The sequence below is a fragment of the Rhizobium sp. SVR5-2C genome (assembly GCF_056755115.1).
The window spans coordinates 1-25,238 of the sequence record NZ_JBNDHT010000065.1; the positions used below are offsets into that span (position 1 = coordinate 1).

General features: G+C 58.9%; 21 protein-coding genes and 10 pseudogenes. 14 read left to right on the plus strand and 17 right to left on the minus strand.

The genetic code is table 11. The annotated features are described in order from the left end of the window. Position 1: 1 nt before the first annotated feature. The 4 genes and pseudogenes from ACPYOI_RS18960 to ACPYOI_RS18975 all read left to right on the plus strand — a co-directional run. A pseudogene (locus tag ACPYOI_RS18960) lies at positions 2-181 on the plus strand (SLC13 family permease); the annotation flags it as partial. Between the two features lie 45 nt (positions 182-226). Beyond that, positions 227-365: pseudogene (locus ACPYOI_RS18965) on the plus strand (non-homologous end-joining DNA ligase); the annotation flags it as partial. Positions 366-806: 441 nt separating this feature from the next. Next, a complete protein-coding gene (locus ACPYOI_RS18970; protein WP_481423168.1) occupies positions 807-1,751 on the plus strand; it encodes a LysR family transcriptional regulator in 945 nt (314 codons plus the stop codon). Between the two features lie 34 nt (positions 1,752-1,785). Then, positions 1,786-2,094, plus strand: coding sequence for a hypothetical protein (locus tag ACPYOI_RS18975; RefSeq protein WP_481418872.1), 309 nt, complete (start codon positions 1,786-1,788; stop codon positions 2,092-2,094). Between the two features lie 502 nt (positions 2,095-2,596). Here the strand turns inward: ACPYOI_RS18975 and ACPYOI_RS18980 are convergent. Next, positions 2,597-3,207: pseudogene (locus ACPYOI_RS18980) on the minus strand (ATP-dependent DNA ligase); the annotation flags it as partial. Between the two features lie 57 nt (positions 3,208-3,264). Here ACPYOI_RS18980 and ACPYOI_RS18985 point away from each other — a divergent pair. From ACPYOI_RS18985 to ACPYOI_RS19000, 4 genes and pseudogenes are all read left to right on the plus strand, one after another. Beyond that, positions 3,265-3,498: a hypothetical protein gene (locus tag ACPYOI_RS18985; protein ID WP_481418871.1), complete on the plus strand. Its 234-nt coding sequence runs from the start codon at positions 3,265-3,267 to the stop codon at positions 3,496-3,498. A gap of 78 nt (positions 3,499-3,576) precedes the next feature. Beyond that, positions 3,577-3,933, plus strand: a complete 357-nt coding sequence (locus ACPYOI_RS18990; RefSeq protein WP_481418870.1) for a hypothetical protein — start codon at positions 3,577-3,579, stop codon at positions 3,931-3,933. Continuing rightward, entirely contained in the window at positions 3,933-4,103 is a 171-nt protein-coding gene (locus tag ACPYOI_RS18995) for a hypothetical protein (RefSeq protein ID WP_481418869.1), read from the plus strand. Before ACPYOI_RS18990 ends, ACPYOI_RS18995 begins: the two co-directional genes overlap by 1 nt. 96 nt (positions 4,104-4,199) lie before the next feature. After that, positions 4,200-4,911 (plus strand): annotated as a pseudogene (locus tag ACPYOI_RS19000) (SOS response-associated peptidase). A gap of 488 nt (positions 4,912-5,399) precedes the next feature. On the opposite strand, the gene ACPYOI_RS19005 reads toward ACPYOI_RS19000, so the two are convergent. Further along, entirely contained in the window at positions 5,400-5,642 is a 243-nt protein-coding gene (locus tag ACPYOI_RS19005) for a hypothetical protein (protein WP_481418868.1), read from the minus strand. Between the two features lie 572 nt (positions 5,643-6,214). Further along, positions 6,215-6,511: a DUF982 domain-containing protein gene (locus ACPYOI_RS19010; RefSeq protein WP_481418867.1), complete on the minus strand. Its 297-nt coding sequence runs from the start codon at positions 6,509-6,511 to the stop codon at positions 6,215-6,217. A 242-nt stretch (positions 6,512-6,753) separates the two neighbouring features. On the opposite strand from ACPYOI_RS19010, the gene ACPYOI_RS19015 reads away from it, so the two are divergent. Then, positions 6,754-6,999, plus strand: coding sequence for a DUF982 domain-containing protein (locus tag ACPYOI_RS19015; protein ID WP_481423177.1), 246 nt, complete (start codon positions 6,754-6,756; stop codon positions 6,997-6,999). 62 nt (positions 7,000-7,061) lie between these two features. Continuing rightward, positions 7,062-7,247, plus strand: coding sequence for a hypothetical protein (locus tag ACPYOI_RS19020; RefSeq protein ID WP_481418865.1), 186 nt, complete (start codon positions 7,062-7,064; stop codon positions 7,245-7,247). 471 nt (positions 7,248-7,718) lie between these two features. On the opposite strand, the gene ACPYOI_RS19025 is transcribed toward ACPYOI_RS19020, so the two are convergent. The 5 genes and pseudogenes from ACPYOI_RS19025 to ACPYOI_RS19045 form a co-directional block, all read right to left on the minus strand. Beyond that, positions 7,719-8,060 carry a response regulator gene (locus tag ACPYOI_RS19025; RefSeq protein ID WP_481423169.1) on the minus strand — a complete coding sequence of 114 codons (342 nt, stop codon included), beginning with the start codon at positions 8,058-8,060 and terminating at the stop codon, positions 7,719-7,721. An 88-nt stretch (positions 8,061-8,148) separates the two neighbouring features. Beyond that, on the minus strand, positions 8,149-8,364 hold the full coding sequence (locus tag ACPYOI_RS19030; protein ID WP_481423170.1) for an ATP-binding protein: 216 nt from the start codon (positions 8,362-8,364) through the stop codon (positions 8,149-8,151). Further along, positions 8,343-9,059: a PAS domain S-box protein gene (locus ACPYOI_RS19035; RefSeq protein ID WP_481423178.1), complete on the minus strand. Its 717-nt coding sequence runs from the start codon at positions 9,057-9,059 to the stop codon at positions 8,343-8,345. The genes ACPYOI_RS19030 and ACPYOI_RS19035 overlap by 22 nt, the downstream gene beginning before the upstream one ends. Positions 9,060-9,365: 306 nt before the next feature. After that, positions 9,366-9,599 (minus strand): annotated as a pseudogene (locus ACPYOI_RS19040) (LysR family transcriptional regulator); the annotation flags it as partial. 190 nt (positions 9,600-9,789) lie between these two features. Further along, a pseudogene (locus ACPYOI_RS19045) lies at positions 9,790-10,166 on the minus strand (hypothetical protein); the annotation flags it as partial. A 1,790-nt stretch (positions 10,167-11,956) separates the two neighbouring features. On the opposite strand from ACPYOI_RS19045, the pseudogene ACPYOI_RS19050 reads away from it, so the two are divergent. Further along, positions 11,957-12,205, plus strand: a pseudogene (locus ACPYOI_RS19050) (IS6 family transposase); the annotation flags it as partial. A gap of 538 nt (positions 12,206-12,743) precedes the next feature. Here the strand turns inward: ACPYOI_RS19050 and ACPYOI_RS19055 are convergent. Continuing rightward, entirely contained in the window at positions 12,744-13,124 is a 381-nt protein-coding gene (locus ACPYOI_RS19055; protein ID WP_481418864.1) for a hypothetical protein, read from the minus strand. 309 nt (positions 13,125-13,433) lie between these two features. Here ACPYOI_RS19055 and ACPYOI_RS19060 point away from each other — a divergent pair, with 309 nt between their 5' ends. Then, positions 13,434-13,667 (plus strand): DUF6894 family protein, encoded by a 234-nt coding sequence (locus ACPYOI_RS19060; RefSeq protein ID WP_481418863.1) that lies wholly within the window; start codon positions 13,434-13,436, stop codon positions 13,665-13,667. Positions 13,668-13,695: 28 nt separating this feature from the next. Here the strand turns inward: ACPYOI_RS19060 and ACPYOI_RS19065 are convergent, their stop codons facing one another. The 3 genes and pseudogenes from ACPYOI_RS19065 to ACPYOI_RS19075 form a co-directional block, all read right to left on the minus strand. After that, positions 13,696-14,451 (minus strand): Crp/Fnr family transcriptional regulator, encoded by a 756-nt coding sequence (locus tag ACPYOI_RS19065; protein ID WP_481418862.1) that lies wholly within the window; start codon positions 14,449-14,451, stop codon positions 13,696-13,698. A gap of 1,652 nt (positions 14,452-16,103) precedes the next feature. Then, positions 16,104-16,523: pseudogene (locus tag ACPYOI_RS19070) on the minus strand (IS110 family transposase); the annotation flags it as partial. 330 nt (positions 16,524-16,853) lie between these two features. After that, complete coding sequence (locus ACPYOI_RS19075) at positions 16,854-17,387, minus strand: hypothetical protein (RefSeq protein WP_481418861.1); 534 nt, start codon at positions 17,385-17,387, stop codon at positions 16,854-16,856. On the opposite strand from ACPYOI_RS19075, the pseudogene ACPYOI_RS19080 reads away from it, so the two are divergent. Together ACPYOI_RS19080 and ACPYOI_RS19085 are read left to right on the plus strand one after the other, a co-directional pair. After that, positions 17,364-17,564, plus strand: a pseudogene (locus ACPYOI_RS19080) (hypothetical protein); the annotation flags it as partial. The gene ACPYOI_RS19075 and the pseudogene ACPYOI_RS19080 sit on opposite strands and share 24 nt — an antisense overlap. 897 nt (positions 17,565-18,461) lie before the next feature. Then, positions 18,462-20,672: a tetratricopeptide repeat protein gene (locus tag ACPYOI_RS19085; protein WP_481418860.1), complete on the plus strand. Its 2,211-nt coding sequence runs from the start codon at positions 18,462-18,464 to the stop codon at positions 20,670-20,672. A 297-nt stretch (positions 20,673-20,969) separates the two neighbouring features. Here the strand turns inward: ACPYOI_RS19085 and ACPYOI_RS19090 are convergent. From ACPYOI_RS19090 to ACPYOI_RS19110, 5 genes and pseudogenes are all read right to left on the minus strand, one after another. Continuing rightward, positions 20,970-21,261: pseudogene (locus ACPYOI_RS19090) on the minus strand (LysR family transcriptional regulator); the annotation flags it as partial. Between the two features lie 63 nt (positions 21,262-21,324). Continuing rightward, positions 21,325-21,489: a hypothetical protein gene (locus ACPYOI_RS19095; RefSeq protein ID WP_481418859.1), complete on the minus strand. Its 165-nt coding sequence runs from the start codon at positions 21,487-21,489 to the stop codon at positions 21,325-21,327. A gap of 392 nt (positions 21,490-21,881) precedes the next feature. Next, a complete protein-coding gene (locus ACPYOI_RS19100; RefSeq protein ID WP_481418858.1) occupies positions 21,882-22,748 on the minus strand; it encodes an ROK family protein in 867 nt (288 codons plus the stop codon). Between the two features lie 364 nt (positions 22,749-23,112). Further along, complete coding sequence (locus tag ACPYOI_RS19105; RefSeq protein WP_481423171.1) at positions 23,113-24,141, minus strand: hydroxyacid dehydrogenase; 1,029 nt, start codon at positions 24,139-24,141, stop codon at positions 23,113-23,115. Between the two features lie 73 nt (positions 24,142-24,214). Next, positions 24,215-25,228 carry a sugar-binding protein gene (locus ACPYOI_RS19110; RefSeq protein WP_481418856.1) on the minus strand — a complete coding sequence of 338 codons (1,014 nt, stop codon included), beginning with the start codon at positions 25,226-25,228 and terminating at the stop codon, positions 24,215-24,217. Between the last annotated feature and the right edge of the window lie 10 nt (positions 25,229-25,238).

Sequence of the window (25,238 nt, forward strand, 5' to 3'; positions counted from 1 at the left end):
CATTCTGATCGGCCTGATGGTCGCTTTCATATGGGGACGGCTCCGCTACGACCTCATTGCAGTTCTCGCGCTGCTTGTCGCAGTTTCCACCGGCATCGTGTCGCACGAGGCAGCGTTCGCCGGCTTCGGGGACGACATTGTCATCATTGTAGCCAGCGCGCTTGTCGTCAGCGCCGCGATTTATGGAACTACGTGAGTGATTATAGACGAAGTATGGCGCGCCGAGTTACCCTGGAAGCGAAAACAGCCCCCTACCCTATTCCGGAAGCGTCGATATTGTCTGGGTCGAGCCGACCCTGATCGCCGAGATCGAGTTTCGTGCCTGGACGGCGGACGGTACCTCGTCGACCGCGGCGGGAAGGTAGCTCGCGCGTTCGGCCTGCGTTGGAAGCTGTCCCCAGAGTTGCGCGCCACTGAAATAGAATCCGGTCTCGACCTTGCCGCCGTGAATGAGGAGTCGAGTTGGACACTAACGATGCCAGCTCTGTACGTAATAAGACCAGATGGGATCGTGGAGTACGCCGATATCAGCCTTAACTACACCCGACACTGCGACCCAACCGAGCTCTTTCCAATCCTTAGCCATATTCGCGCATGCCTGATGCACTGATCCTCGCCGCTGGGCCCGCTTTGGATTCCACAAAGCGTGTCCGCCCGTCCAGGGACGCCCGACGCGGGTTTCATCGCGACGGCACCGGTGGCAACGTAGCTTTCGGATATAGCGCCCCCCCCCGCGCCCCCAGCGTGATGCTGCATTGCCATCGCAGGGGCTCAGTAGTGACCGAAACAGTTGACGGTGAACACCAATGGAGCTCCACCAGGTACGGTACTTTCTAGCTGTCGCAAGCACGCGCAACTTCACGCGTGCCGCGGAGATGTGTAACGTCACGCAACCGGCACTGACCAAGGGCGTGCAAAAGCTGGAGCAGGAACTTGGGGGCGAGCTCATCTACCGAGAACGTCAACTTACCCACCTCACTGACTTGGGCAAGGCGGTGCTGCCCATGCTTGAGCGCGCACTTGCATCGACTGAGGCTGTTCGACGCCGGGCGCGGGAGTTTCAGCAAAAGGAAGTAGCTCCATTAACGATCGGTCTCGCCCCATCCATTTCCGCATCGCTCGTTCTCGAGCCCATCGCTGAGATCCGCAAATTCGTCCCCGGCCTCCATGTCGAGCTTCGAGAAGAGCCGCCAAGCCGCCTTGTCGAGCTCCTATTAGAGGGCGAAGTAAATGTCGCCTTGGTTGGTGATCTCGACGAGAGACCGGAAAGAATCGACGATTGGGCGCTGTTCGAAGAGCGCTATGTCGCCGTTCTCGCTTCGTCGCATGAACTTGCCGATCTTCCGGCGATCGGAATCGAAGCGCTTCGCGAAGCCATTATTCTTGAGCGCACCTATTGTGACGTGGCTCCGAAATTTCGCCGTCTCTGCTTTGCCGACGCGCCGCCGCCGCCGCATCCCAACCATCGCAGCTGCCACGACTTGCACCTGCAGCATTTGGCAGAGGCGGGGTTTGGAATAGTCCTCGCTCCCGAGCATATGCCCCGATTACCCTCCCTAAAGGCGCTTCCGATCGAGGGGGATCCGGTATGGCGAGAAGTCCGGCTTCTTGCCGTGCAGGGCCGACGCTACTCACCAGCGCTTGACGCCTTCGTAAAGGTTGCGCGGTTGCGCGACTGGTCTCTTCATACGGGATCGCCTCTCCAAACCGAGAGTCACAGCCATCTCGAAGCGACCGGTATGTCCGCATGAGTCCACATATTGCCCATTTCTTGAGATGCCCGGTATGCTGATGAACGTCGAATTGATGTCCGACCATTTCGATCTTAGCCTGTCATTCGTGCTCGCGGCGCCGCTCATCGCGTCCGTCCTGTCGAGCGTTGACCAGACGGACGAAGGGCTTGCCTCGGGCATCAACAATGCGGCGAGCCGGATTGCGCAGCTTGCCGGCGTGGCACTGGCCGCTGGTGTCGCGTCTTTCGAGTGTGGCTACGAAGTCGGTCTCGCCGTGGCCGCCGTGACCTCGATCCGCGGCGCATTTAAAGCTGCGATAACCCCGGGTCGGGCCGCGGCGAAAGCGGGCGGCTGCGCTTAGAAAGCATGGAATTCAAACAGGTTCGTATTTTCCGAAAATTGCTGACAACCTTAACTTGGCTGAAGCTGCTCTGCAGAGCTGTCACTGTCAGCCGACATTCGCCCGCGCGACACTGGATCCGACAATTTGGGCGGCGCGCTGGTTTATCGCGACAAAAAGTTAGTTGCATCTCGAGATTAGAAACAGCGGTCTAGCGACAGCTTCGTGCGCTCATCGAGCGTTATGCCCGGTCGTTAATCCTGTGAGGGCGCAGCAGCGTATGGTGCGTTGCAGGAGACCTCGGGACCGAAGCAAATCTACGGCCGAGCTAGGGAGGAGCTGAAATCACACATAGGCACACAAGACTGTCCATTTAACAAAGGTGCGCTGAAAAGCTACGCGACGGCGATCGTGGGAGTATCCACAGCAAATGCGCGGCGCCGAACGTACATCCCGACGGTAATTGAACCGATACTCGCGGCGAATTGGACATCGTCGGATCAGGACTCCATTCTCTCCTGCATTCGAAGCCGTGCGGACAAGCAAGGGCAAGCAGCCTGTCGCCATCTGCATCGATGTCTTCGGAGAGCCGGATGACACCATCACGATCGGTGATCAGCCCGTCCAACAAATGCCGCCGAGCCATCAAGTCCATGCCGGTGAGATCGTGCCCGTCGAAATAGAGAAGAAGGTCGAAGGCGACAAACATCGCATCAAAGAAATTCTGCTTGCCTCCCGGCCGCCGAGCGATTGCTGCAACAGCGGAAGTCTGACCGGCCCCGATCATCGAAGACGACTGCCTCGCCCTCGAGGATCGCCGTATTCACGCCGAGCTGCTTGACAGCCTCCTCGATGCGGGGAAAGCGATGCGTCCAATCATGGCCGCCGCGGGTGATGATCCTCGCGCCCTTGGGCTCGATGTGCACAGCCAGGCGGTATCCATCCCATTGATTTCGTAGACCCAATCCGGTCCCTTCGGTACTTTGGGCTTCAGCAGCGCAAGGCAGGGCTCTATGCGCGCCGGCATTGCATCAAGGGGGAGATCGGGCTGTGCCCGATCGCGAGGCTTGCGGGCCGGGATCGAACCGGCTTCTCAGTCTGCAGAAGGGGCTTTGACTTCGGCAGCTTGGACATTCCAGCACTGTATCAGGAATACCTTGCTAATCAGTAGGAATCAGCCATCATCGATATATGAGCGATATCTCAAGGCCGTTCGTTACAGACGACGATCCCGATAGGCACATCCGCTGCCAAGATGCCTTGCAGTTCGCTTTCCGCGATCTGATTGCTGCCGCAGTCGCCGCAGGCTGGCATGAGCGAGAGGCGGTCGCAGCAATAGGAGAATTGGCGGACAATTGCATGCTGGCGCTTGCCGCCAACGACGAGACGGCCATCCTTCTCGACCTTCTCAAGAAGATGTCTTGACCCTCTCTACGGTGAGAACATAATAAGAACAAACGGCCACGGCCGCCTGCTTGACAATTCAGAAAAAGGAGAACGGTTATGCCCCGGCAGCCGAAGGAAGAGGAATTGGAGCAAGGCACCTATTGGACACCGCCTTACGAAGCCACTATCACTGACGCGCACCCGCGTCTGATTGCTGCGCTGGAGGTAGGCGCCGATATCGAGCAGATGCACCTCTTCGTAGCCGGAGCCTACGATATGGGTTCCGGCGCGCCAATGGGTCAGTTGGAGGTCGCCGTGGATTGCAACCGCGGGGTTGCTTGCGGCGTCTTCCGATCGATCATCAACGGAGAGGATGCATCGGGCAAACCTGCTTGGTTTGCCTACGACGAGAGCCCCGATAGCGCGATCCAATTGGTTCTTGACACGGCAAGAGCCGAAGGGTTCGTTCTCTGATGCATCCGGCCACAAAGGAAGACATCGACTATGAGGTTGAAGCCGCCCTCGCCTTTCATGACGACGATGCCAAGGCAACGATAGCAACGCTGCTGGCCGACATCCGTCACCTCAGGCTTCAGCTCGCCTTGACGGTAAGCGCGATTAGCCGCGGCATGGTTCGTGGCTAGTCGCCTAGGTATGACCGCTAAACGGTGTCCTCATTGCGGAACATCGAACGGGCGTATTTAGTTACGCTCTCGAAATCAGGGGGAGCGAGCTCTGGCATGTGCGGACGCATTTTCATCAAGACCATCTTGAGAGCATGATGGACGCCTTTGCGTTCGCAGATCGGAAGGGCGCGCTCGGCCTCTCCAATCAATTTCCCCGCTACAATGGTGCCCTTTCCCTCGAGTACCCAATCATCATCAAAGACCTGGTGCGCGAGCCCGTCACGAAGGGCACAATCTTCGTCAGCGCACGATGGGGATTGATCCCGAGGTGGATGCCACCGGGCGGAAGGCCACCGATCAACGCGCGCTGCGAAAGCATCACCACAAACGGCATGTTCAAGGCAGCCTATCGCGCGCGCCGCTGCCTTTGTGCCTATTGCTTCTTCGAATGGAAGGACATCTTCGGCACTGGCAAGAACAAGCAGCCCTACGCCATCGCCATGAAGTCGGGAAGGCTGTTTGCGCTGGCCGGCGTCTGGGAAACATTCCGAGATCAGGCTGGGATTGAAATTCGCGCGTTCGCCATTGTCACCTGCCCGGCGAACGAGATGATGGCCGCGATCCACGACCGCATGCCGGTCATTCTCCACCCGGAAGACTATGGCCGCTGGCTATCTCCGGAGCCTGATCCGAACGACCTGATGAAGCCGTTCTCCTCCGAACTGATGACGATGTGGCCGATCGACCGGAAGGTCGGATCTCCGAAGAACGACACACCCATATCATCGAAGAGATCGACCCCGATCCCGAACCGACACTGATCTGAAATTATCCACGTGGCGGCCGCCTTTCACCAATTCAGGGCATTTGACCTCGGAAGAGGAAAGGATGACGCATGCGCCGGTTTGTGCCGATACCGGATTGGACACCAGGCTATATCCACGTCTGCCCGCATCACGTGGACATCGTCGCGAAATGCTCGGCCTGTGGAGAGCAGCGGCCATTTGGCAGGCGGGCTCTGCCATATGGGAAACGACACGCGCTGATCGATGATATAGAGGCGCGCCTGAAATGCAGCTCCTTTGGAAAGAAGGCGGGGAAGCTGCTATTCGGCCATTATGCCAATGGGGGATAAATGATCATCGAAGGCCATACGAGGTGTTCCGTCCGTCGTGGGCATCGCCGGAGATAGGATCGCACGCGAAATGTATCAAGGAACGGAAGCTGGCGTTAATCGCCAAGGGAAGGCTGAAAGAGTTTTTGACTGAAAAGGGCTTGCGGGTTGAGTGGAGCGGCGTCGTCGACAAGACGCCGTCACACCGGCCGCTGGTGAATATCTATCGAGCGAACGATGAAGAAATCGGCAAGAAGATGCTCAGGGAGGGCTTCGCTCGAGAGTGGCGGCCGGGGCATCGAAACGAGTGGTTCGGAGAATAAGACCAGAAGATCAGGGAGAGCCGCGCGGCCGGACTGGTGGATCTGGCCGGCGATGGCGCTCGCCATGCTGGGTGCGAGCGCCGGAGTGATCGGGAGCTTGGCGAGGCTGTTCGGTTTCATCGGCTAAGCCGCAGATAAAGCGTCGCGGCAGGGGGGGCGAACCCACGACCGCACATGCGGTGGGGCGGACTCCCTCCCCTAAAGGAAGGGAACTCCTAGCCTCTATTGTGCATTCTGCATCTGTAGCAACGGAGATCCGAATGTAGGACGACAAGACAAAGAAGGGGAAACAGGACGCAGCCGGATAGCAGCAGGCGAGGTATACGAAGTGAGTTATTTCGCTCGAAAGCACGGGATCTCAGCCGAAGTGCGCCGCGCATCTTTATGCGGCATGGGTCGGATCGGGACGCGTGCGATAAAACAGCCAACCGCCTGAAATAGCAAGCGCAGCGGTGAGCCAGCGTTGCCAGCTCAACCCACCCCGGGCATCACCGTCAGCCGGAACGAGGCCGGCGCTACGTTAGCTCCAGATCCGGTATCCGACCTATGCACCGGCCGTTCGGAAACGCGAAGCGCTACCATCAACGTCGTGACTCAGCTAACTGGTTTCCAGATGTACGTACGAAAATAATACGGCTGGGAGCTTAAAGCTCAACCTGCCGCATGATCGCCTGTCGCCGCGATAAATCTTGTTACGCGTTTCCCACGTTGCGATCGCGATCAAGGGCAAGGAAGTTCGGAACCTCCTCGATCTCGGCAAGGATGCCTGCCCTCCTTGCGAACCGCTCGAAGTTGTCGCGAACAGCCCCCAGCGGGAACGAGCCGTTCGCCGCTTTGCGGCAGGCTCTATGGAGGGTGTCATACGCCAAATCGTGGCGCTCCTCCGGCCAATCGTCAAGAAAGTCAAAGACCTCTTCGAGGCACGTGATTTCGGTGACAAAGGTCCCGCCACGCAAATAGACCGCACGATCAAAAAATGAAGGAGCCATACTCCACCTCCGTTATTTGCGCCGTCTGATGGCCCAAAATTACGAAAGTGGACGTGGGTATTCAAGACGAAAAATGCCTTGCGCTGCAGCATTTCGAAGCGATAGCGGTAGCTCGACCCAGAGGGGAGCAGCCGCCGATCACCCGGCGCAGAGGAGGCCCGCGCCAGGAGATCGAGGTTGTATGATGTTGCGCGGAACTAAAGTCTGGCACCCGCGTTTATGCGCCGGCGAGGTGCATGCACATGAACGACGATAAAGTGTGGAACAGACCAGTTATTGTGGCCATCGGTTCGGCCAAAATCGTTATAAAGAGCGCACGTGAAGCAGCGTGGATCCTAGCGGACAGGTGGCCTGTCCTCACAGGCGGTCCCTTTCTACGCGCGCTGAAGGCATGCGCTTCGGCCATGGAAGGAAAGCGTTCGCAGGCTTACGCGCGCTTGGCCCTAATCGCTGCCGCCCGTCATGCTAACCTTCAGATTGAGGCGTAACTCTAATCATACTCTAACTTATCGCCCTTCTTCAGTATCGGTGTAAGACAAAGGAGAAGACCATGGAGCGCGTTGAGCCGACGGAGATCGACGAAGGAGCCGCAATGAAAGTTTGGTCGGTCAGGGAATTTGCAGAGCGACATCGACTGTCCCACGAAGAAGAAACCCGCCTGCTTCAGCTATTTGGCCCCTTTGCGACAGCGTGCGAGCTTCTCCACAATGCTCCGCGGGAGCCGCGTTGGCGATAGGTTTCGAGGCAGTCCCGACGATACGCGCGAGTAGAACACGTCCGCGGCTCGGCGGCGCCTCCAAGCAAAACGGCATCAGAAGGCGGCCGATGGAGAAAAACCCCTTCAATGTAATCCCGGAATGAGGACACGCCGTACCGGACTCACGCTGCGATTTTTTCTTCGGCCTGCTCGATTGTACCGCGTGCCGTATCGTCGATAGCAATCAGCGCGTCGATCGCAGTGTCTATTAATGCCGGTCCCCGCTTTTCCGCGTAGCATGGCGCAAGAAAAAGCATTGGCTGGCCACAAGCGCAACTCGCAACATCACACCCTCACCGAGGTGACATGCCTACAATCGTCGACATGCGCAACAGCTGGAGCGCGCGGTCAGGGAGGGCGGGCCGTAACTACAGCGGGCGTGTCCAGACCGGCCGAGCCATCCGGTGCAATGAGCTTGCGAGCGACCTCGAAACGCTTTCGAAATAAACCCTAGCAGTTCTCATGAGCAGCTAGTATCTCGTTGAGCTGGCTCTGTGTGAACGGTTTCGACAGCCTCGGAAGGTCGGCACTCACTCCATCCGGAAGTTCGGCGTAACCTGTCGCGAGAACAGCTTTCAAGCCCGGATAGCGCTCCGTGATCTTTTTTTCGAGATCTGCACCAGTCATGTAAGGCATCGCTTGATCAGTGAGAACGATGTCAGGCAATGGACCGTCCGCCAGCAGGTTGAGCGCGTCCTCGCCCGATTGTGCTTCAACCGCGCAATGGCCAAGATCCTCCAGCATGAGCACGGTGTTCATCAAAACGAGGCTATCATCGTCGACAACAAGCACGGTTAGCGGCCTGGACGGCGCAACCTCCTGCCGTCGTACCGCTTCCAAGCTCTGACTTGACGGATCAGTCCCCTACCCGACTGGGCCATCAGCCCTTGAACCATCGGAAGTCCCAAGCCCGTACCCTTGCCGACCCCTTTGGTGGTGAGGAAGTCGTCGCCTTCCCCAGCGTATCGGCGTCCATTCCAACGCCCTCGTCCTTAACCGAGACGCAAACGTACTCGCCGGCGCGCAGGTCCTTTATCTGACGCTCGCCGACCACCTGCTTTTTTGCGGAGATCGTTATCGCGCCGCCGTTCGGCATGGCGTCTCTGGCATTGACGACCAGGTTGAGAAGGGCGTTGCAAGCTGGTTGGGATCCGACATTACAAGCGGCAGGTTCAGTGGAAATGTCGTACCGATCTCGACTTCCGGACCGATTGAGCGTTGCAGAAGATCGGCCATTTCCGAAACGAGGACCGGCACACGAACAGGCTCCAGCTTGAGATCCTGCTTTCGCGAGAACGCCAGCAGTCGCTGCGTCAGCGACGCGCCACGCTTCGCGCCAAGGATTGCATTATCGACGAGGTTAACCACTTCGGGAAGTGACGCCGCCTTCTTGCGTGCAATCTGCAAGCTGCCAAGTATGGCCGTCAGAAGGTTGTTGAAGTCGTGCGCGATGCCACCTGTAAGCTGGCCTACAGCCTCCATTTTCTGCGCCTGGAAAAGCTCTTGCTGTGCTCGCTCCAAAGCCTCCTGCGCCTGGCGCTTTTCGGTAATGTCGCGGGTTATCTTTGCAAACCCAATGATCGTTCCATCATCCGAATGAATGCGTCGATGATGACGTTTGCCCCAGAAACGGTTGCCGTCCTTGCGGACACGCCAGCCCTCTCGTTCGAAACGTCCCTCGGACGCAGCGGTTTTCAACGCGGTCTCTGGCAAACCCGCCGCCCTATCTTCTTCGGTATAGAAGCGCGCAAAACGCTGTCCGATAATCTCCTCGGGTGCGTAGCCCTTGATGCGCTGAGCTCCCGCGTTCCAGCTGGCGACATTGCTTCCAGGTCAATCAGGTAAATCGCGTAGTCAGTAACGCCCTGGACGAGAAGGCGGAACTGCTCCTCGCTCCGAGCCGGGGAGGCCGGATACATCAGTCGATCTGCCTCGCGAAGAAGCTCGCCGCGGCCAACCTCGACATTGGCTGGAACGATCATCGCCCCATGCTACAAGTGACCGCATAACCACTTCGACTCAAGATCTCGGCAAAGCGACGATGCAGGCTATTCACCACGACGGCCGCATCTTCATCGCGACCGATCACGGACAGGGTTGCGAATTCGTCGCCCAGGCAGGCACTCCGTGGGCGCTTATGACGATCCAGCGGACCGATGTGGAAAGATCGTTCGTCCACGATGCCAACAGATCGCGCGACATGTAGACGCCGCCGTGCACATCGGGCGCTTTGAGCGCATGAAGGTTGAGCGGGAGGGTCTTGCGGTCGTACACCACCCGGATGGCGACGTCGGCCTCGCGGTTCGTGAGGTTTGCGAGTTCGCCGGAAGAGGTGGCTCGGGAAATTGGTACAGCCGGGATAAGTGGAATATCTGCCTGACTTCGGCTTAGATGCCAGGAACAGGAGATACCATCGCGAGACGACCGCGCCGGAACCATAGCCCGGCTTTCAAGGCATAATCGAGGCGGAAATCCACTTAGCGAAACGTCCGGAACTTTTCAGACAAACCGAGCCACCTCTGGACGATAGGACATCCATCTCGATCTCAGGATGCTGGCGCGCGAACTCCGCGAGATCAGGCATGAGCAGCCGCGTCGCCAGAGTCGGAGCCAGTGTCACCCTCAGAAGTCCCCTCACCCCTGATCGCGGCCGAAGATCCGGGTCTCCAGCTTGTGCGACGTCGTCTCCATATCTTCGGCGAGTTCGAGAACCTCCTCCCCCGTGGACGTCGGGCGGTATCGGGTTGGCAGCTTCTCGAAGATCTGGGCGCCAAGCCGACGAGGGCGCGAGAGGCGACCGCAGAAAACAAGAAAGGCCTTGAGGCGACAAACGCACGCGTCGATCGTGTAGTGCAATCGTTCGGCGGCAAGCTGGATACGGCGATAGAGAGCATCAATAAGGTCGCGACCCCGGTGGAGGTGTTGAGCAGCAAGCTCGATGGCGCGCAGGAGCGAACGAACAAGATCCTTTGGAGAACGCCGATCGTGCGGCGATAGCCGACGGGCGACAGGGATCGCTTTGGTTGGAAAGCGATCCCTGTCGTGTCGGGCCGCATGGTGCCTTCTCCAAAACCCCTGCAGCACTCTTGATATGCCAAAGGCTGCGGCGAAGAGAAATTAGCTAAAAAGGCGTACTAGTATTCCGGAAACCTCGGCAAAAAGAACTCACGACGGCATCGAGCGTCAGCGGCCTTCTAGGGACAAACAGACCAAGAGCCAAGCTGGCCCGCCCGGATCCTTCGAAAGGTTTCCCGGGTCTCTCATGGCCCTCCCTATATCGGATCGCGAGGTGACCGGAGGACCAGGGATCGTCTATGCTGCGGATGGCGATCCCTGGTCACATACCAGGGCACAAGCTGTTGGGGTACCGGGACGACTGCCGTAGCGTCGCATGCTGTGCTTAGGAGGCTCCAGCTTTCAAAACTAAAACGCCGGCTGCGTCCGTTCGTCAATAATCAATGAGGATTAGAGGCCAGCAAGGCCCGCCCACCAGAGAGCGACCCGGCCGCACCCTCAAATTCTCCTGAGACCCTGCAGCGGCGTGGACTCGGTTCAAAGCAGCAGACCAATTCCGAATGCACATTGCCAGATGGTCTTCCCATGGCAAGCCTTAATAGGAAAAATGCGAACAGCGCCGACAGCGGCTCAGAAGGCGACACGACCAAGGGGCTCGTCCAAAGGGTCGCGGATGGGCGAGCCCCTGGGTCTAATGACGACCTCGGATATTGGGTAACGTGGCCGTCACGGCGCTGTGCTTTGGTGGCTTCAGCATCTAAAACTAAAGCGCTGGCGAGCCTGCTCGTCAATAATCAATTGGGATTAGGCAAGAACAAGAAGGGCTCGTCCCTAGGAAAGACCTAGCCGCCTAGAAGGATTCCGCCGAACCCCCAGCGTAGAACCCGGCCCAGTTGTCCAGCCTAGCCGAATTCCAGAAGTATTTTGACAAATGTTTCTTTGCCGTCAAGGGTATGTACTTTAAGCAACTCGTTTCACCGAGCACAGGCACAAGCAAAAGGCCTAACTCAAGAGTAACGGACGCCAAACCGGACAGCGGGTAACGGGGAATGGTGACCGCGCGGTGCCAAGACGAAGTGTCGGTCATCGCTGGCCTTTAACAGGACGGCTGCCGCGCGGCCACACCAATAACGATCAGCGCGAAGGCAGCGTTCCAGTTCGATACCGTACGATCAAAAAGAAGCCCCACCAAAGCGGGGCAGTTTGACGACGAAGGGATCGCGCGACTTTCCAGTAAGGGCGAGGAAGGGTCATCAGCGAACCACGCCACGCGATCCTAAACCTTGCCAATTAGGTGTCGCTAATGTTCTCGTCCGGACGACGTATCGAAACACTCCTTGACCTGTTGAGAGTTTTCGCTTTTGCGGGGCTGCTGTTCTATGAGGTCTTGCGCAAGTGCCGTAATGCCAAGTCGTCAGCTGGATCGGTCTCCAGCAATTCCAGAGCGCGTTCAAAGATTCCCGTTTGCCGCGGCGGTTCTTCTGTGGCGTGTCGCTCATGAAGAGATATCCGGCGTACTAATGCAGCGCGAATACTCTCGCTCCGAGGCTCGACGGGTTTTCGCTCGGCTCCACCTCAATGCCCGGAAGACATTGGCATGACGCCATGCCGGTCCACACATCAGGCTCGTAAAGCGACGGGGGTGACCATTTTCCGCGAAATAATGCCAGGCAATCGAACATCGATCCCACAAAGGCTTGAACAAGGGAGCCCAAAACTCCCATCAGCCTATCCCACGGCGAGAGAGGATCATGAAGCGCTTCAAGTCACCGCGGCAGCTTCAGCGTTTCGTCTCAATCCACGATCCAATCACCAACCTTTTCCACATTCCCCGACACGATATTACTTCAGCACACCATCGAGAACTTCGAGGTGCCGCCATGCAAACCTGGCACGAAATCGCTCGCCGTCAAGCCGTCTGATCGCAGATAAGGTCGCACGTTCTTGGCGTTGGAATGTTAACTTTACGGTTCCCTACTGCGACCATGAGGACGCGAACGGCATCCGGTGCAGTGAGTGGGGCCGGCCGCTGGTGAAGATCTACCGAGCGAATGGTGAAGAAATCGGCAAGACGCTGTTGTGGGAAGGCTTTGCTCGAGAGTGGCGGCCGGGGGCATAGGAATAACTGGTGCGATTGATCGCGGCGCTCAAACTCTCGATTCCATAAACCGCGCTAAGCGAAAAGCTATCCGTTACGCTTGCGATCGGCATCCGTCGAATGCCAGAATGCATAGCTCGAGCACGCCTTCGTTGCAGAAGATTACGCAACTCCCTGAATGTAACCTTTCCACCTTCCCTTGCTCCGGAGGCCAGAACCTCGGCGGCGACAAACGGGTGTCTGCGCACCAATCTGCCGGCTGCCTTGCCCATTGCGGCTAATCATCCTCTCGATCCAAGCGCCTTCCTTGGGGATCGGAATTGACTGGAGTTGTTCGGCCGGCGCCGCGGATATCAAGGGTACTAATGAGCCGCGCCGGCTTGGAGAGGGCGGTCCTTCGCTTCCTTGCGCTTCTTCTGTTTTGGCCGCATCTTCTTTGGCAAAGCATCACGCGCGCTATCTTTGACAGATGATACTGCCGCCTCAGTCGCACGAGCAATGGCCTCGCCGGCGATCCCCATAGCGCGCGCGCCTTTGCGAGTTCCAGTCGTTGCCGCATCCGCGATTTCCTCGCGGTCGCCAATGAGCACGGCAGCCGCAGCGGCGGCCCCGGCAGTAATGGCGTTCGCAAGAACGTTGCGACCGATATCGCTCGCAAGCAAAGCCTTGATCATAGGCGACTTACGGACAGATCGCGGAATTTTGTAGCCGCCGAGCATTTTCGGGATGTTGTTCTTGGCCATATTCGTCCTCCGGTGCCCATAAAAACTGTTATCCGGGAAGATCGTTTCCAGGGCAGTTCCGAACTGACGTCAGGGTGGCGGCCGGGGCATAGAAACGACTGGTGCGGCCAATGATGCCCGAAGATCAGGGAGGGCCGCGCGGGCCTGTGATCTGGCCAGTGATGGGTCTGGCCATGCTGGGTGCGATTGCCGGCGTCATCTGTAGCTTGGCGGCGCTGTGCAACGCTTTCTGAATAACCGCATGACCCCGGACGGGAACAATGCAACGCTTCAACTGTTGGCGCATCGGATAGCGGAGTTCGTCCGTCAATGCCGAGGTATTACTTTCATATTCGGGAAGGCGATCAGATAGTCGAGGACCTCGAAGGTGTCGATTTGCCGAACATCGGCGCCGTCCAGGAAGAGGCGCTCCAAGCTGCCCGCGAAATAGTCGCGGAGCTAGTCGTTCAGGGTCACCAACTCGACGAAAAGCGCTTCGAAGTCGTTGATGAAAACGGGGACATCGTCTTCGTCTTTCCCTTCAGGCTCACCTTACCAGATTGAAGCTAGGCCGAACCGATCTTGCCGTTTGCTAACCAAGGTCCGCCGCGCTGTCAGGCCTGATTGCAGAATCATCCTGCCCACTGACGCCGATCAAACGCCGGTATTCCGCTTCAGGTCCGCCGTAAATTCCGCCAGCACGCGCTTTAAGGCCGGCTCGGTCTTTGATGGTGCAGAGGCCTCGCGTAGCACGGATCAGGCCCTCACCTTCGAGGATGTGCAGCGCGGTTGTGACCCCGGCCCTGCGAGCGCCCAGCATCAACGACAAAAACTCGTGGGTCAGCGGCAATTTCGGACTTCCGACCCGGTCCTGACACATCAGCAGCCAGCGCGCCAGCCGCTGAACGATCGTCGACCTGCCATTGGCAAGCGCCGTGCCGGCGATCTGCAGATGCACGGTCTGTAGATACCGGACGAGGAGATGCTGAAGCGCCGGCCTCGCCGCGATCAGGGACTGCATCTGGGCGGCTGGCACGCGCCGAGCAGTTGACGCAACCTGGATGAAGGCTTCGTGCGGCGACTGGTCGATCCCCGAGAGCACGGTCATTCCGACCATTCCTTCCTTTCCGACAAGTCCGGTTTCGATCTCCAAGCCGCCGGGCGCGCGGGCAACCAGCGAGGTTACGCCTGATTCTGGGAAATAGACGTAATCAATCGGACTATTGGCGACCTGCAATTGCTGATGGAGGTTGAGATCGACACGCTCGGATGCGTCCAGAACGGCCCAGGCCGTTTCTTCATCCATCGCTGCGATAAGGGTATTCGACGTGCTGTTCCGGTCGGGCATCGTTGCTCCTCCCTTATGGGCAAGAGCAGATTATCTCCCAAGCGGTCCGCACCCGTGATCATTGAGACCGATAACTCAGTGTATGCCCTTGGGCCTCCTATGGCAAACGGGGCGGCCCAACGTACGAAAGCGCACAACACCTTCCATGCCTACGCTACGGATTGGAACATAGCGCCACACGGATCGTTTGGTATCGGGAACGCGTGGCGTGGTTCGTTGATGACCCTCCCTTGCCCTTACTGGAAAGTCGCGCGGTCCTTTCTTCGTCTCACTGCCCCGCTTCGGCGGGGCTTCTCTTTTGATCGTACGCTAGCAACCTGAAACGCAGTGTTCGTTCCGGCATTGATTCGCCGGATTGCGCGGCGTCACCCCGCCAGGCAACCAGGCGGCAATGCTGGCAACCTGACCCCGCACTCTCCACCAGCCAGCTAAATCTTTTTTCGTACGCTAGCGGACCGGAACTCAGATAGAGTCAATTGGTTAAACAGGTGGCCGCGCGGCGGTAGTCTACCTTTCCTCAGGCGCCAGGGATGACCGACACTTCGTCCTGGTGCCGCGCGGCCACCATTTCCCGACTTGGTCCGCTTCGGCGGGCCATTTTTTTGGAACCTTCCTGGCTAGCCTTGTTTGACACGCTTGGGCTGCGTAGCAGTTCCTCCTGTTCAACCGGATGATACCCCAATCCGGGTGCCACGTGGTCTATCCCGCGCTGAATGGGGGGCTCAGAGGCGCGGCAAGGGCTCGCTTTTCCGTAGGAGCGGGCCCTTCGATCCTAATCCTAATTGATGATTGACGCGCAGGCCCGCCGGAGCTTTATTTTCCCGCCGGAGCTTTATTTTAAAGCGCTGTAGCCGCCAAGCACAGCACCTAGCCGCGGCAGCCGCTCTCCAACCAACGCCGTGGTATGCGAAAGGGCTCGCCATTTCTGACACGTTTGGACGAGCCCTGGTCGTATCTACCTCGCGTAGGACCTGTGGTCATCTTCTCCAGCGCGCTACAGTATACCGGGCGGCCGTCAAAGAAGCATGTACCAGACGCATCATCCAGGTGCAGCGGGTTGCAACCGCTCTTTGAAGGCGCCTCATTCCGAGGCGCTGTTTGGCGGCGCTGTTCGACGCCTTCACCTAAAGGGGTGGTCAGACTAAGTCTTGCCGTGAAGATTTATTGGGCAATCTGACTACTGGAGTCGGTCGTGCATGGACTCAGGACAGATTCGATGCCGCATTGCCTTCTAGGCGAACCAAGTGCGGCCGGGGGCTCGCTTCCCGTAGGGGCGGGCCCCTCGTCCTCTGCTCGTGCGATTGTGGAACCGCGGCGACACCGCTGCATTATAGCAGCATACTCGCACTCTCCAACTCGCCCCGTTTGAAACGGCGGGGCTTCTCCTTTGGGGCTGGTCTGTCAAGCAAAGGATATCCTCTCCGCCTACGAGGCGGGGCGTTGGTCGTTGTGATGGTTGATGAGTAACGGCTTTGGCGTCCCGGATGATGATGGGTGCCCGCCAGGGGTCTGGCTTCTCTTCCAAGTCGGCGCGCGACCGCTTCATGATCGGGTCGGATGGTGTTGTCGACCCGCATCCGATGCACGATGATTGCCAGGCGTCGAGCCACCGCCACGGTAGCCTTCGCCATGCCTCACGGACGAGCGAAGGTGAGGCCATTGGCGAGCTGCGTTCGATTGCGAATGAGTCTCTCTCGCAAACCGACCAGCATCAACGCCGCCTGCTGGTCCGCGGTCTTCACCGGCACGAACCGCATGGTGGGTCGGCCCATCGCCTCACACAATGCCTCGGCGTCCGCCGCGTCGTTCTTGCAGCGTTTTACATAGGGCTTCGCTAACTGAGGCGCGATCAACTTCACTTCGTGCCCCAAGGAACCTAATAACCTCGCCCAATGATGAGTGCCGCCGCACGCTTCGAGTGCGATGGTGGTAGGCGCCGTTTTCTCGAAGAATATCGCCATCTCCTTACGCGAGAACTTCTTGCGCAGGATTGGTTGCTCGACCGCATTCACGCCATGCAATTGGAAAACGTTCTTTGACGTATCCATGCCAATTCGGATAATCTGTTCCATGGACGGTCTCCCTCGATTGAGCTTTCAACGAACTCACTCTGGCACATCGCGATGCCGTTGGGAGCCGCCCACCCCAACATGGCAGATCTCCTGACTGGTTGAACCATTGGAGCCTGCCCGGAAGATCGATATCCCGCTACTCCCATGCATGGAGGCCGCCGCTGGAGCCCCAATCATTCGATCTTTTTTCTCCGTACGGTAGCGGACTGGAACGCTGGCTGGGCCGGTCGGTTATCGGAGTGGCCGCGCGGCAGTCTTGCTGTTAAACGCCAGCGATGGCACCCACCTCATCCTGGCGGCGCGCGGTCATTGAGGGTTTTGCCACTATCGCTAGTCAGCCGCTGCCATCGATCGTTCAATCTTGGGCGAAATGTCCTCCTTCGTACCGGGAAATGTGTCGACAAAGACGACGATGTCCTTGGAGCTGACGAGCTTTTCGATGATCGCATCGGGGATGCCCTGAGAGAGCGCTTCGGACCGGTAATCTGGACTGAAGATCTTGAAGCGTTCCACCATGACGCTCGGGCGGCTTTCCGCCAGGATTGGCAACGCTATTGCGGGATAGTTGGCTTGGTGCACCAAAGGGATGGCCAAAGGCGTCGCGGCAAAGATAGCGGCCGCGCCCGCTGCGATCGAATAATGTACGCGCCGGGTGCGACCAAGGACTGGCAACGGATCGCTGTCCATCTGCCGCGCGCAAGTCGCGAACGCCGGAACGTAACGCCCTTTGGGAATCGTGATGATAATCCTGTCATTCAAGCCGGCTATAAGTAAGTCCGTATGTCCTTCTTCTTTGGCTGAGGTGGCTCGCCCTACACTGGTCTTTCGAGGGTTGCTCGGATAGGCCGAGCCGATCCTCACCACAGGAGGACGAGCCGTGGCAGATATAGAGAAGCTTTTGTCGGAATCGATGTTGCCAAGCTGAAGAATGCGATCTCGATTGCTGAAGCTGGTCGGACCGGAGAAATCCGTTATGTCGGCGAGCTTGAAGCATCGGATGCCAGCATGCGCCGCGTTATTCAGCGAATAGTCGCGAAGTTTGCTTTCCCATGCGGCCTCCCTGGGCGAAGCGCTCGGTGCATTTTACCACACATGTCGATTTCACGCGTCAGGAATCCGCGGAAGCTCGGGACTGGTCGCGGGGGATCAAGGGTTGGACGAAGTATGGTAAAGCTACTTTAGAGTCCCCGATAGGGGCTCGGGAAACCCCACGCCTTAGGCGGCTGGGATCGCGGCGCGTCCGGTGTAGGGGCTATTGGGTGGTGAGCAGCGGCAATGCCACCGAACGAGATGTGGGCCGAATACATCAAGAACCAGGTTCCGCCCGAGCCAGACGACGGCTTTGACGTGAAGTGAGTTCGCGCCCCGTCCCCCCCACGGGCGGACCCATCCGGCTTTAAGCCGTACCCCGAAGCCACCGCCTTTCTGGCGATGGAGTATTCACTAGTCAGATCTGCAGTGGGGCCGATCGCGACCTTCGCCGCACCCAGCACAAATGTCATGAGTTGGCGCAACTGCGACCTCCAGCGTCATCGCCGGAAATGTCTGCTTTCGGGAAGTTTCAAAGCTGATCTCTGCTGGCGACTTGGAGGGGGCAAAGCGGAAATAATTTCCACTTTTGGGGCCGACAGCCGACCGTCCGCTGCTAGGAAATGCAACACGACAAGCGGACACATGGCCGCCCGATGCCAAGGTCTGAAATCGGCCCCGAACCGGCCGTTCGTTCCGGCTAGTCGACCGTCTGCAATCGGTGAAAAGGCGAAGCTCGGTCGCCCCTCCCGCCAGGTCTAGTTCGCGCCATCGTCGCATCGTTGACGCGTTCACTTTGTCATCCACCTGGCTAGAGCAAATGACGACTGTCAAACCAACAGCAGACTGGGATGTGAACCTTAACTATCCTATAATTGCAACAGACGCCGTTCTACACCGGAGCATCTCATGCAACGGAAGCTTGCGGCGATACTGGCCGCTGACCTCGCCGGTTACAGCCGCCTCATGGAGATCGATGAGGCCGATACCCTGGCGCGGCTTGGAAGCACCCGCGAGAACATCATCGACCCGAAGATTTCCGCTCACAATGGCCGGGTGGTCAAGCTCATGGGCGATGGCGCGCTTATCGAGTTTCCCAGCGTGGTTGACGCTGTCAGGTGCGCCGTCGAAATCCAGCAAGCGATGGCCGAGTGCAATGAGGAGCTACCCGCTGACAAACGGCTCGAGTTTCGCATCGGTGTCAATCTTGGTGACATTATCGTCGAAGGACAGGATATCTATGGCGACGGCGTGAATGTCGCGGCAAGACTCGAAGGATTGGCTGATCCGGGAGGCGTTCTGATTTCGGGAACGGCGTACGATCACGTCGAGAGAAAGCTGGACTACGCGTTCGATTTCGTGGGTGAGCAGCAGGTCAAGAACATTGAAAAGCCCGTTCGCCTCTATCGAATTCGCCTTGGCGATCATCCCCGAACGGAGGCCGCATGGACACGGGGCAAGCCCTATCGCTCATGGCTCTGGCTCTCGGCCGCAGCAGCTCTGGTGCTGGCAGTCGGAAGCGTGGTTTTCTGGAGCAGTTCCCGTGCACCACATGTCGAGTTGGCCTCAAGGACGCGGATGGAATTCCCATTGCCGGACAAGCCGTCCATTGCGGTCATGCCATTCACCAACATGTCCGGCGAAGCGGCGGAGCAACATTTTGCCGACGGTATGACAGACAGCTTGATCACCGACCTGTCGAAGATTTCCGGTCTCTTCGTCGTCGCCCGAAACTCGACATTCGCATATCAGGGCAAGCCAGTGACGGCCAGTCAGGTCGCCGAAGAACTGGGTGTGCGATATGTTCTTGAGGGCAGCTATCAGCGTGCGGGAGACCGGCTCCGCGTCAATGCCCAGCTGGTTGACGCGCTCACCGGAGGCCATGTGTGGGCCGATCGTTTTGACGGCAACGTTGCCGACGTTTTCGGTGTTCAGGACGCATTCGTAACCAAGATTGTCGAGGCGCTGGAAGTCAATCTGACCGGAAATGAGAGAATGGAGATCGCCCGCGGCAGGACGGACAGCCTGCGTGCGAAAGAGGCATTCGACGAGGGTTGGAGCCTCTATCTTCGTTTCAACGCCAACGACAACGCAGCGGCTGTCGCGCCGCTCAAGAGAGCAATTAAACTCGATCCCGAGTACGGACGCGCCTACGCCACGCTCGCTTTGGTCTACTTCAGGGTCGAAGACTACGACTGGTACGGAGAGGCTCTCTTCAGAGACGATGAATACGTTTGGAACCAGCGATTTGGAGCACCTCCGAAGGAGGTCGTGTGGCGAGGTCAGCAGCAACTGGACAAAGCCATCAGATACCCGACGGCTCTCGGATACACGGCCCAAGCGCTGGACCGTCTGCGTTTTGGTGAAGATGCACGCCGCGAAGCCGCCCGGGCGATCGAACTCGATCCTAACGATCCTGAAGCGCAAATCGCCATGGCTTGGGCCCTCACGGCTTCAGGTAAGCCAAGCGAGGCTCTGGATTATGTCGAGAAAGCGCTTCGCCTCAATCCGAACTTCCCAAGCCATTATGTTCTTGCCCATGGCGTTGCGCTATTTGCCGCAAACGATCTGGAGCAGGCGGCTGAGGTTTTCGACAAGGGGGCCAAGAAGAACCCGAACGCAACCGCACTTATGCCGCCGTTCGCATCCGTACTTGTTGGCCTCGGTCGCCGGGACGAGGCAAGGCGCAGGCTTCTGATGTGGCGGCCGGGAACAGACCAGGCCACTCTCGAGGGCCTCGCACGCGACTATAAGTTCCCCATTCGATGGGCACCTGAATACAAAGGGGTGCGGGAGCGTTTGCTCGACGGTGTCCGTGCTGCTGCAATGCCGCTGGACGTGACCGTTTCGAGCCTCACAGCTCAGCTGAACAGGGGCGATCCTGCTAACCGGCGAAACGCCGCAAAGCGTTTGGGTTGGTTTGGACCGGCGGCCGCAGAAGCCGTGCCAGCCCTGATTATGCTGCTCGAAGACGTCGGGGTCCGTGAGGAGGCCGTGCAGTCGCTGAGAAAGATCGGGCCCGCGGCCAAGGCTGCGATTCCCGCGCTAGTGGTGATGGAGAGCGAGAGTTCTGTCGGTAGCTACGCCAAGGATGCACTGAAGGAAATAAGGGGGTACTGATGATACCATCGTCGTCTCCGGCCCACCGCACGCTCCGAGGGAGGTGTCGGGGTCTGTCGCGACTCGACGATCGTCTTCAAAAATGCCTAGGCTACGCAAACCGCGGCAAGAGGGGCATGGGGTACAGTGCGCCCGCCAGTCTGCTGATGACAACTCATGGCGCAAACCCGCAGTTCGGCGACATCTGTGCATGTCCGCTTCTGGGATACCACAGTGCTCTGCTCAGTGTCCGACTTGAGGGCGCATTCCGGCCACTCCTCGACGTCCCGAGGGGCTGGTGGCAATTACTACCTAATACCGGATATTTCCCGCCGGACGCTCCCTTAGTTCGGTTAGCGAAGCCAGCTCGCTTCCTACGCTGTCCAATGCCGGCCGCAGCGTGGCGAGCAGCCGCTCGCCCGCCTCCGTCGGTGCGACGTTTCGCGTCGTCCGCGTAAGGAGACGGACGTCTAGCCGTGCCTCGAGACGACGGATCGCGTGGCTGAGCGCGGACTGCGAGGTGCCTAGCCTCGCAGTCCGCTCGAGTGAAGTTCTGCTCCTCCGCCACCGTCATGAACGAATTGAGATCGACCAGTTCCTCGCGCCTCATTCATGAACTCCCGATATCGATGCAGTAGGATTGCCCAAGTTCAAGCAGTCAGTCCAGTGACGGTCAACGCTTGGCGCGCGGCAGCCGTGCGAGACTCTTGAAACCACCGATCCCAGCAATGGCCACTATACCGGCCAGCGGCAGCGGGGTGCCGTCGGCGAATGCGCTGACCGCGGCCGAGCCGAGGATACCGCATCCGTAGTGCAGCGCTCCCACAAGTGCGGACACGGACCCTACCCGTTTCGGAAAGTCTTGCAGTGCACCGCCCCGATCGAGTTGGCGACGATCAGTCCGTTCCAGCCAGCCGTGCCAACCCGCCCCATCCGGTGACACCTGTGACAATCAGGACGACTCCGCAGGCAGCCGCGCCGCCCGATCCGACCTGCAGAAGGCGCCGGCTGCCGAAGCGGCCACTAACCTGGCGTTGACGACGTTCGCCACCATGGATACTGTCCTTGTCAATCCCGCTCGCTGTGAGCGACTGCGAAGGCCATCAACGAATTCTCCGGGAGAGCGTTTCCTGACCGCGAAAATCCGGACGCTTCTGGCGGGGATGGGGAAGGTCTTGCCGTTGGTAGAGTTCCGCCCTTCGCGCTCCGAGGGACTGAACCCGGCGACTATCACCGAGCGCGGAAAAGGCTAATCGCACCCCAGGTCGCGCCCGATGGCCCAAGTTGTGCACGAGATATGGCCCGCGACGGCGATCGGATCACCGGCGACAACTTTTCGTTCAACTGGCTAACGAGATCGTCGAACGGATAGCCGGCCATTTCGACCACCCCGCCGCCTACGACCACCACCTCCGGATCCGTTAGGGTGATGGCCATCGCCATTGTCAAAGCTTGGTCGGCCACGAAAGTGCGTAGCTCGCGCTTCAGTTCGGCGTCGCCAGACTTGAAGATTCCTGCAATTGGCTGGTTGTACTTCGACGCCAAGGATTGGAGCACGAGTCCTGATGCGTAGGCTTCGACGCAGTCGATCCCGCCGCCCACACCCGAGCGCCCCTCTCCTCTCAGCGGCACGTGGCCAAGCTGCATGCGGTAAGGCCCCCCCATCAGGCTGCCGGAGTCTAGGAACGAGGCACCTACCCCCGTACCAAAATACACTCCTAGCACCAGTTCCCTGCCCTGGGCGGCGCCCTTCAAGGCTTCGCCTCGTGTCTGCAGCGTTGCATCGTGATCCAGGATCACCGGAACGCCACACCGTGCCTCCAGCTTGTCCGCGAAGCCTTCGATCTCCAGCGATGGCACGAGCGGCGCCTTCAGGACGCTTCGGCGCGCTCGATCCAGTATTCCCGGAATGCCAACGACGACGCCGTCGATGCCGCCATCGAGAGTTCTATTCTCCTCGACTAAGATATCGGCCATGAATTCGACGGGGTCGGCTTCGGCGAAGCTGCTTGCGGGAACCACCGCGCGCCAAAGGATCTCGCCAGCGTCGTTGACTACGACCGCCCTTACATTCGTGCCGCCAATGTCGAATGCCAACAGATGGAAATCCTGCATGTTCTCGTGCTCGCTAGTCATATTCGAGTAGTAGGAACTCCCGCACCTGCAGGGGTCGCCGCCCCTTTGTCTAGATTGCGCTCATTCAGAACCGTGAGTTGTCCACGAGAGCGTAGCTTTCGTTTGTCGCACAATCTTTCGCATTCGGCGTTCCAGAAATATAGGAGTACGCCGGCTTCAATCCGTCCAAGAAGAAGGATGAACCCAGAGAGCCAGGCTGCCCCGCTGGCCAAGCCTCCCTGAACCCGGAACGCGCGGTGCGGCGACCATTGCCCATCATAACGCGTTCGACATCCCCCGTGTCGAGATCTCGGAGCACGAGTTGCTGCCGTAGTTCGGAGAGCGGTCAGCTCTTCGAAACCGACATGCTGCGTGCGCGCGAGGCCGTCTCGGGCTGTGCGATCTTGCAGACGATAGGCGGCAGCCCCATTGCGATCAACTCTATGTCCGCGACGATGGCGGTGCCCATTTCCTTCAAGACATCCTCGAGCGCGCCTGCCTGATGCGGTGACAGGATCATGCCGTCGACGCTGCGCACGACGTCGCCCGGCGGTACAGGCTCCACCGGGAAGACGTCCGTCGCCACTCGGATATGGCCGCTGCGGGCTGCCTCCAGCATCGCTGGGAAATCGACGACCGCTGCTCGGCTGAGAAGCAGAAGGATCGACCCTGCCTTCATCAGCGCGAACTTTTCTCGGTTTAGAAAATGCTGGTTCTCGGAGGTGACTCCCGCCAGAACAAAAACAAAGGCACTGGTCGCCAGCAGGTCATCGAGCGACGCCGGCTGGCATCCGGTTTTCCTGATGACGGTCTCGGGGACCCAGGGATCATACGCTTTGATCTTGACGTCGAATGGCTTGAGAAGCGGGAGCAAGGCCCGTGCTAGGTCACCGAATCCGACGAGGCCGACGGGGGCTCTGAACAGACGTCGAGCCTGCCTGTTCGCGTCGAACCCGTAGCTTTCTTGTCCGCTTCGCATCAAGCGATCCGAGCGCGTTATGCCGCGACCAAGGTCGATCGCCATTGCCAGACCGATCTCGGCCACCGGTTCGGCGAACACATGGCTTGCCGACATCACCCGGATGCCGTTTCGGAAGCAGAAATCGTAGTCGATGTTTGGAAGGAAGTTGCCTTCGCTGTTAATGAACGCCCTGAGCCTCTCGCATCGCGACAGCCGTTCGACCGGCATGTCGAACGTACCCATCATGACATCCGCATCCATGGCCAGGAGGGCGAAGTCGTCATCCGTCAGTCCATCCCGCTCGTGTATGACGAGCGTGCCGAGGGACCGGAGGCCTTCCAGAGCCTCGTTGCTGAAAACGTCGGAAACCCGTCTCGGGTGAGGCATGATGAAAATCTTGAAGGGCTGCGTCATTTCACGTCCATGCCAGGTTCGGGTAGAACCGGCGCTTGCGGAAGCGCCGGCCTGATGGTCGGATTAGGGACGACTATTTTCCGACCTTTCCACATGTCGTCATGGCGTCTTCGGGGGTGCAGATCTCGGTGCCGGTCTGAATATAGGGCTCGATCTTCTTGCCTTTTGTCAGATCGTCCAATGCCTTGATCGTCTGATAGCCCATGTCGTAGGGCCGCTGGCCGATGTTGTAGTGGCTCAGACCTGCAGCCAGCAGCGGAAGCTGCGGACCGAAATTGTCTCCGAAGACAACGACAAGGTCCTTCTTGTCGAGCCGCTCCTTGAGCGGCTCCATGGCCTGTTTGTAGGCCTGAGGCGCATACTGAGCCCATCCACCCACCGCGACGAAGGCGCTCAGGTCGGGATTGTTGGTCATGACGTCACGAACCTGCTGGGCGGCGAGCGCGATATCGTCGTTGTTGTAGACTGGGCATCCCGTCGGTTCCGTCCAACCATTTTGGCCAGAAAGCCTTTCGATCGGCTTGTCCTTTGAAGAGCCCGCCAGGGTGTCGCGGATGCCTTGGACGCGGCCCTTGAGGTTTTCAGAGGCCGGCGCGCCGGACTGGATGCACACCGTTCCGCCGCTCTTCTTGTTATCGAGAACCTTCTTTGCGAGTTCGACGCCGAACTGATAGTTGTCGGTGCCGATGTAGGTGGCGCGAAGCTTGGCGTCCTCGGGGAGGACGTCCGTATCGAAGGTCACGACCGGGATGCCCTTGTCGTTCGCCATCTTGAGGATTCTAGCCATCGCTTTCGGATTGCCCGCGGAGATTCCAAGCCCGTCGACGCCCCGCGTAATCATGTCCTGCGCGAGTTGAACCTGCTTCGCTTCGTCGTATTCCGTCGGTCCGATGTACGTGCACTTGACGTCGCCGAGTTCCTTGGCGGCTGCCTGGCAACCGGCGTCGATCGGCGGACTGAAGGCATTGTTGAGAACCTTGAAGACGAGCGCAAATTCGCGCTCTGCTGCACTTGCGCCAGTTGCTCCCAAGCAGGTTGCGACGCACGCGACCGATACGGCGTATTTCAGCGTTTCAGACAGCGACATTTTGGTCTCC

Coding starts and splice junctions, on each gene's coding strand:
- ACPYOI_RS18970 (WP_481423168.1), top strand. CDS start 807: ATGGAGCTCCACCAGGTACGGTACTTTCTAGCTGTCGCAAGCACGCGC.
- ACPYOI_RS18975 (WP_481418872.1), top strand. CDS start 1,786: ATGCTGATGAACGTCGAATTGATGTCCGACCATTTCGATCTTAGCCTG.
- ACPYOI_RS18985 (WP_481418871.1), top strand. CDS start 3,265: ATGAGCGATATCTCAAGGCCGTTCGTTACAGACGACGATCCCGATAGG.
- ACPYOI_RS18990 (WP_481418870.1), top strand. CDS start 3,577: ATGCCCCGGCAGCCGAAGGAAGAGGAATTGGAGCAAGGCACCTATTGG.
- ACPYOI_RS18995 (WP_481418869.1), top strand. CDS start 3,933: ATGCATCCGGCCACAAAGGAAGACATCGACTATGAGGTTGAAGCCGCC.
- ACPYOI_RS19005 (WP_481418868.1), bottom strand. CDS start 5,642: ATGAAACCGAACAGCCTCGCCAAGCTCCCGATCACTCCGGCGCTCGCA.
- ACPYOI_RS19010 (WP_481418867.1), bottom strand. CDS start 6,511: ATGGCTCCTTCATTTTTTGATCGTGCGGTCTATTTGCGTGGCGGGACC.
- ACPYOI_RS19015 (WP_481423177.1), top strand. CDS start 6,754: ATGAACGACGATAAAGTGTGGAACAGACCAGTTATTGTGGCCATCGGT.
- ACPYOI_RS19020 (WP_481418865.1), top strand. CDS start 7,062: ATGGAGCGCGTTGAGCCGACGGAGATCGACGAAGGAGCCGCAATGAAA.
- ACPYOI_RS19030 (WP_481423170.1), bottom strand. CDS start 8,364: ATGCCGAACGGCGGCGCGATAACGATCTCCGCAAAAAAGCAGGTGGTC.
- ACPYOI_RS19055 (WP_481418864.1), bottom strand. CDS start 13,124: ATGGCCAAGAACAACATCCCGAAAATGCTCGGCGGCTACAAAATTCCG.
- ACPYOI_RS19060 (WP_481418863.1), top strand. CDS start 13,434: ATGCCGAGGTATTACTTTCATATTCGGGAAGGCGATCAGATAGTCGAG.
- ACPYOI_RS19065 (WP_481418862.1), bottom strand. CDS start 14,451: ATGCCCGACCGGAACAGCACGTCGAATACCCTTATCGCAGCGATGGAT.
- ACPYOI_RS19085 (WP_481418860.1), top strand. CDS start 18,462: ATGCAACGGAAGCTTGCGGCGATACTGGCCGCTGACCTCGCCGGTTAC.
- ACPYOI_RS19105 (WP_481423171.1), bottom strand. CDS start 24,141: ATGACGCAGCCCTTCAAGATTTTCATCATGCCTCACCCGAGACGGGTT.
- ACPYOI_RS19110 (WP_481418856.1), bottom strand. CDS start 25,228: ATGTCGCTGTCTGAAACGCTGAAATACGCCGTATCGGTCGCGTGCGTC.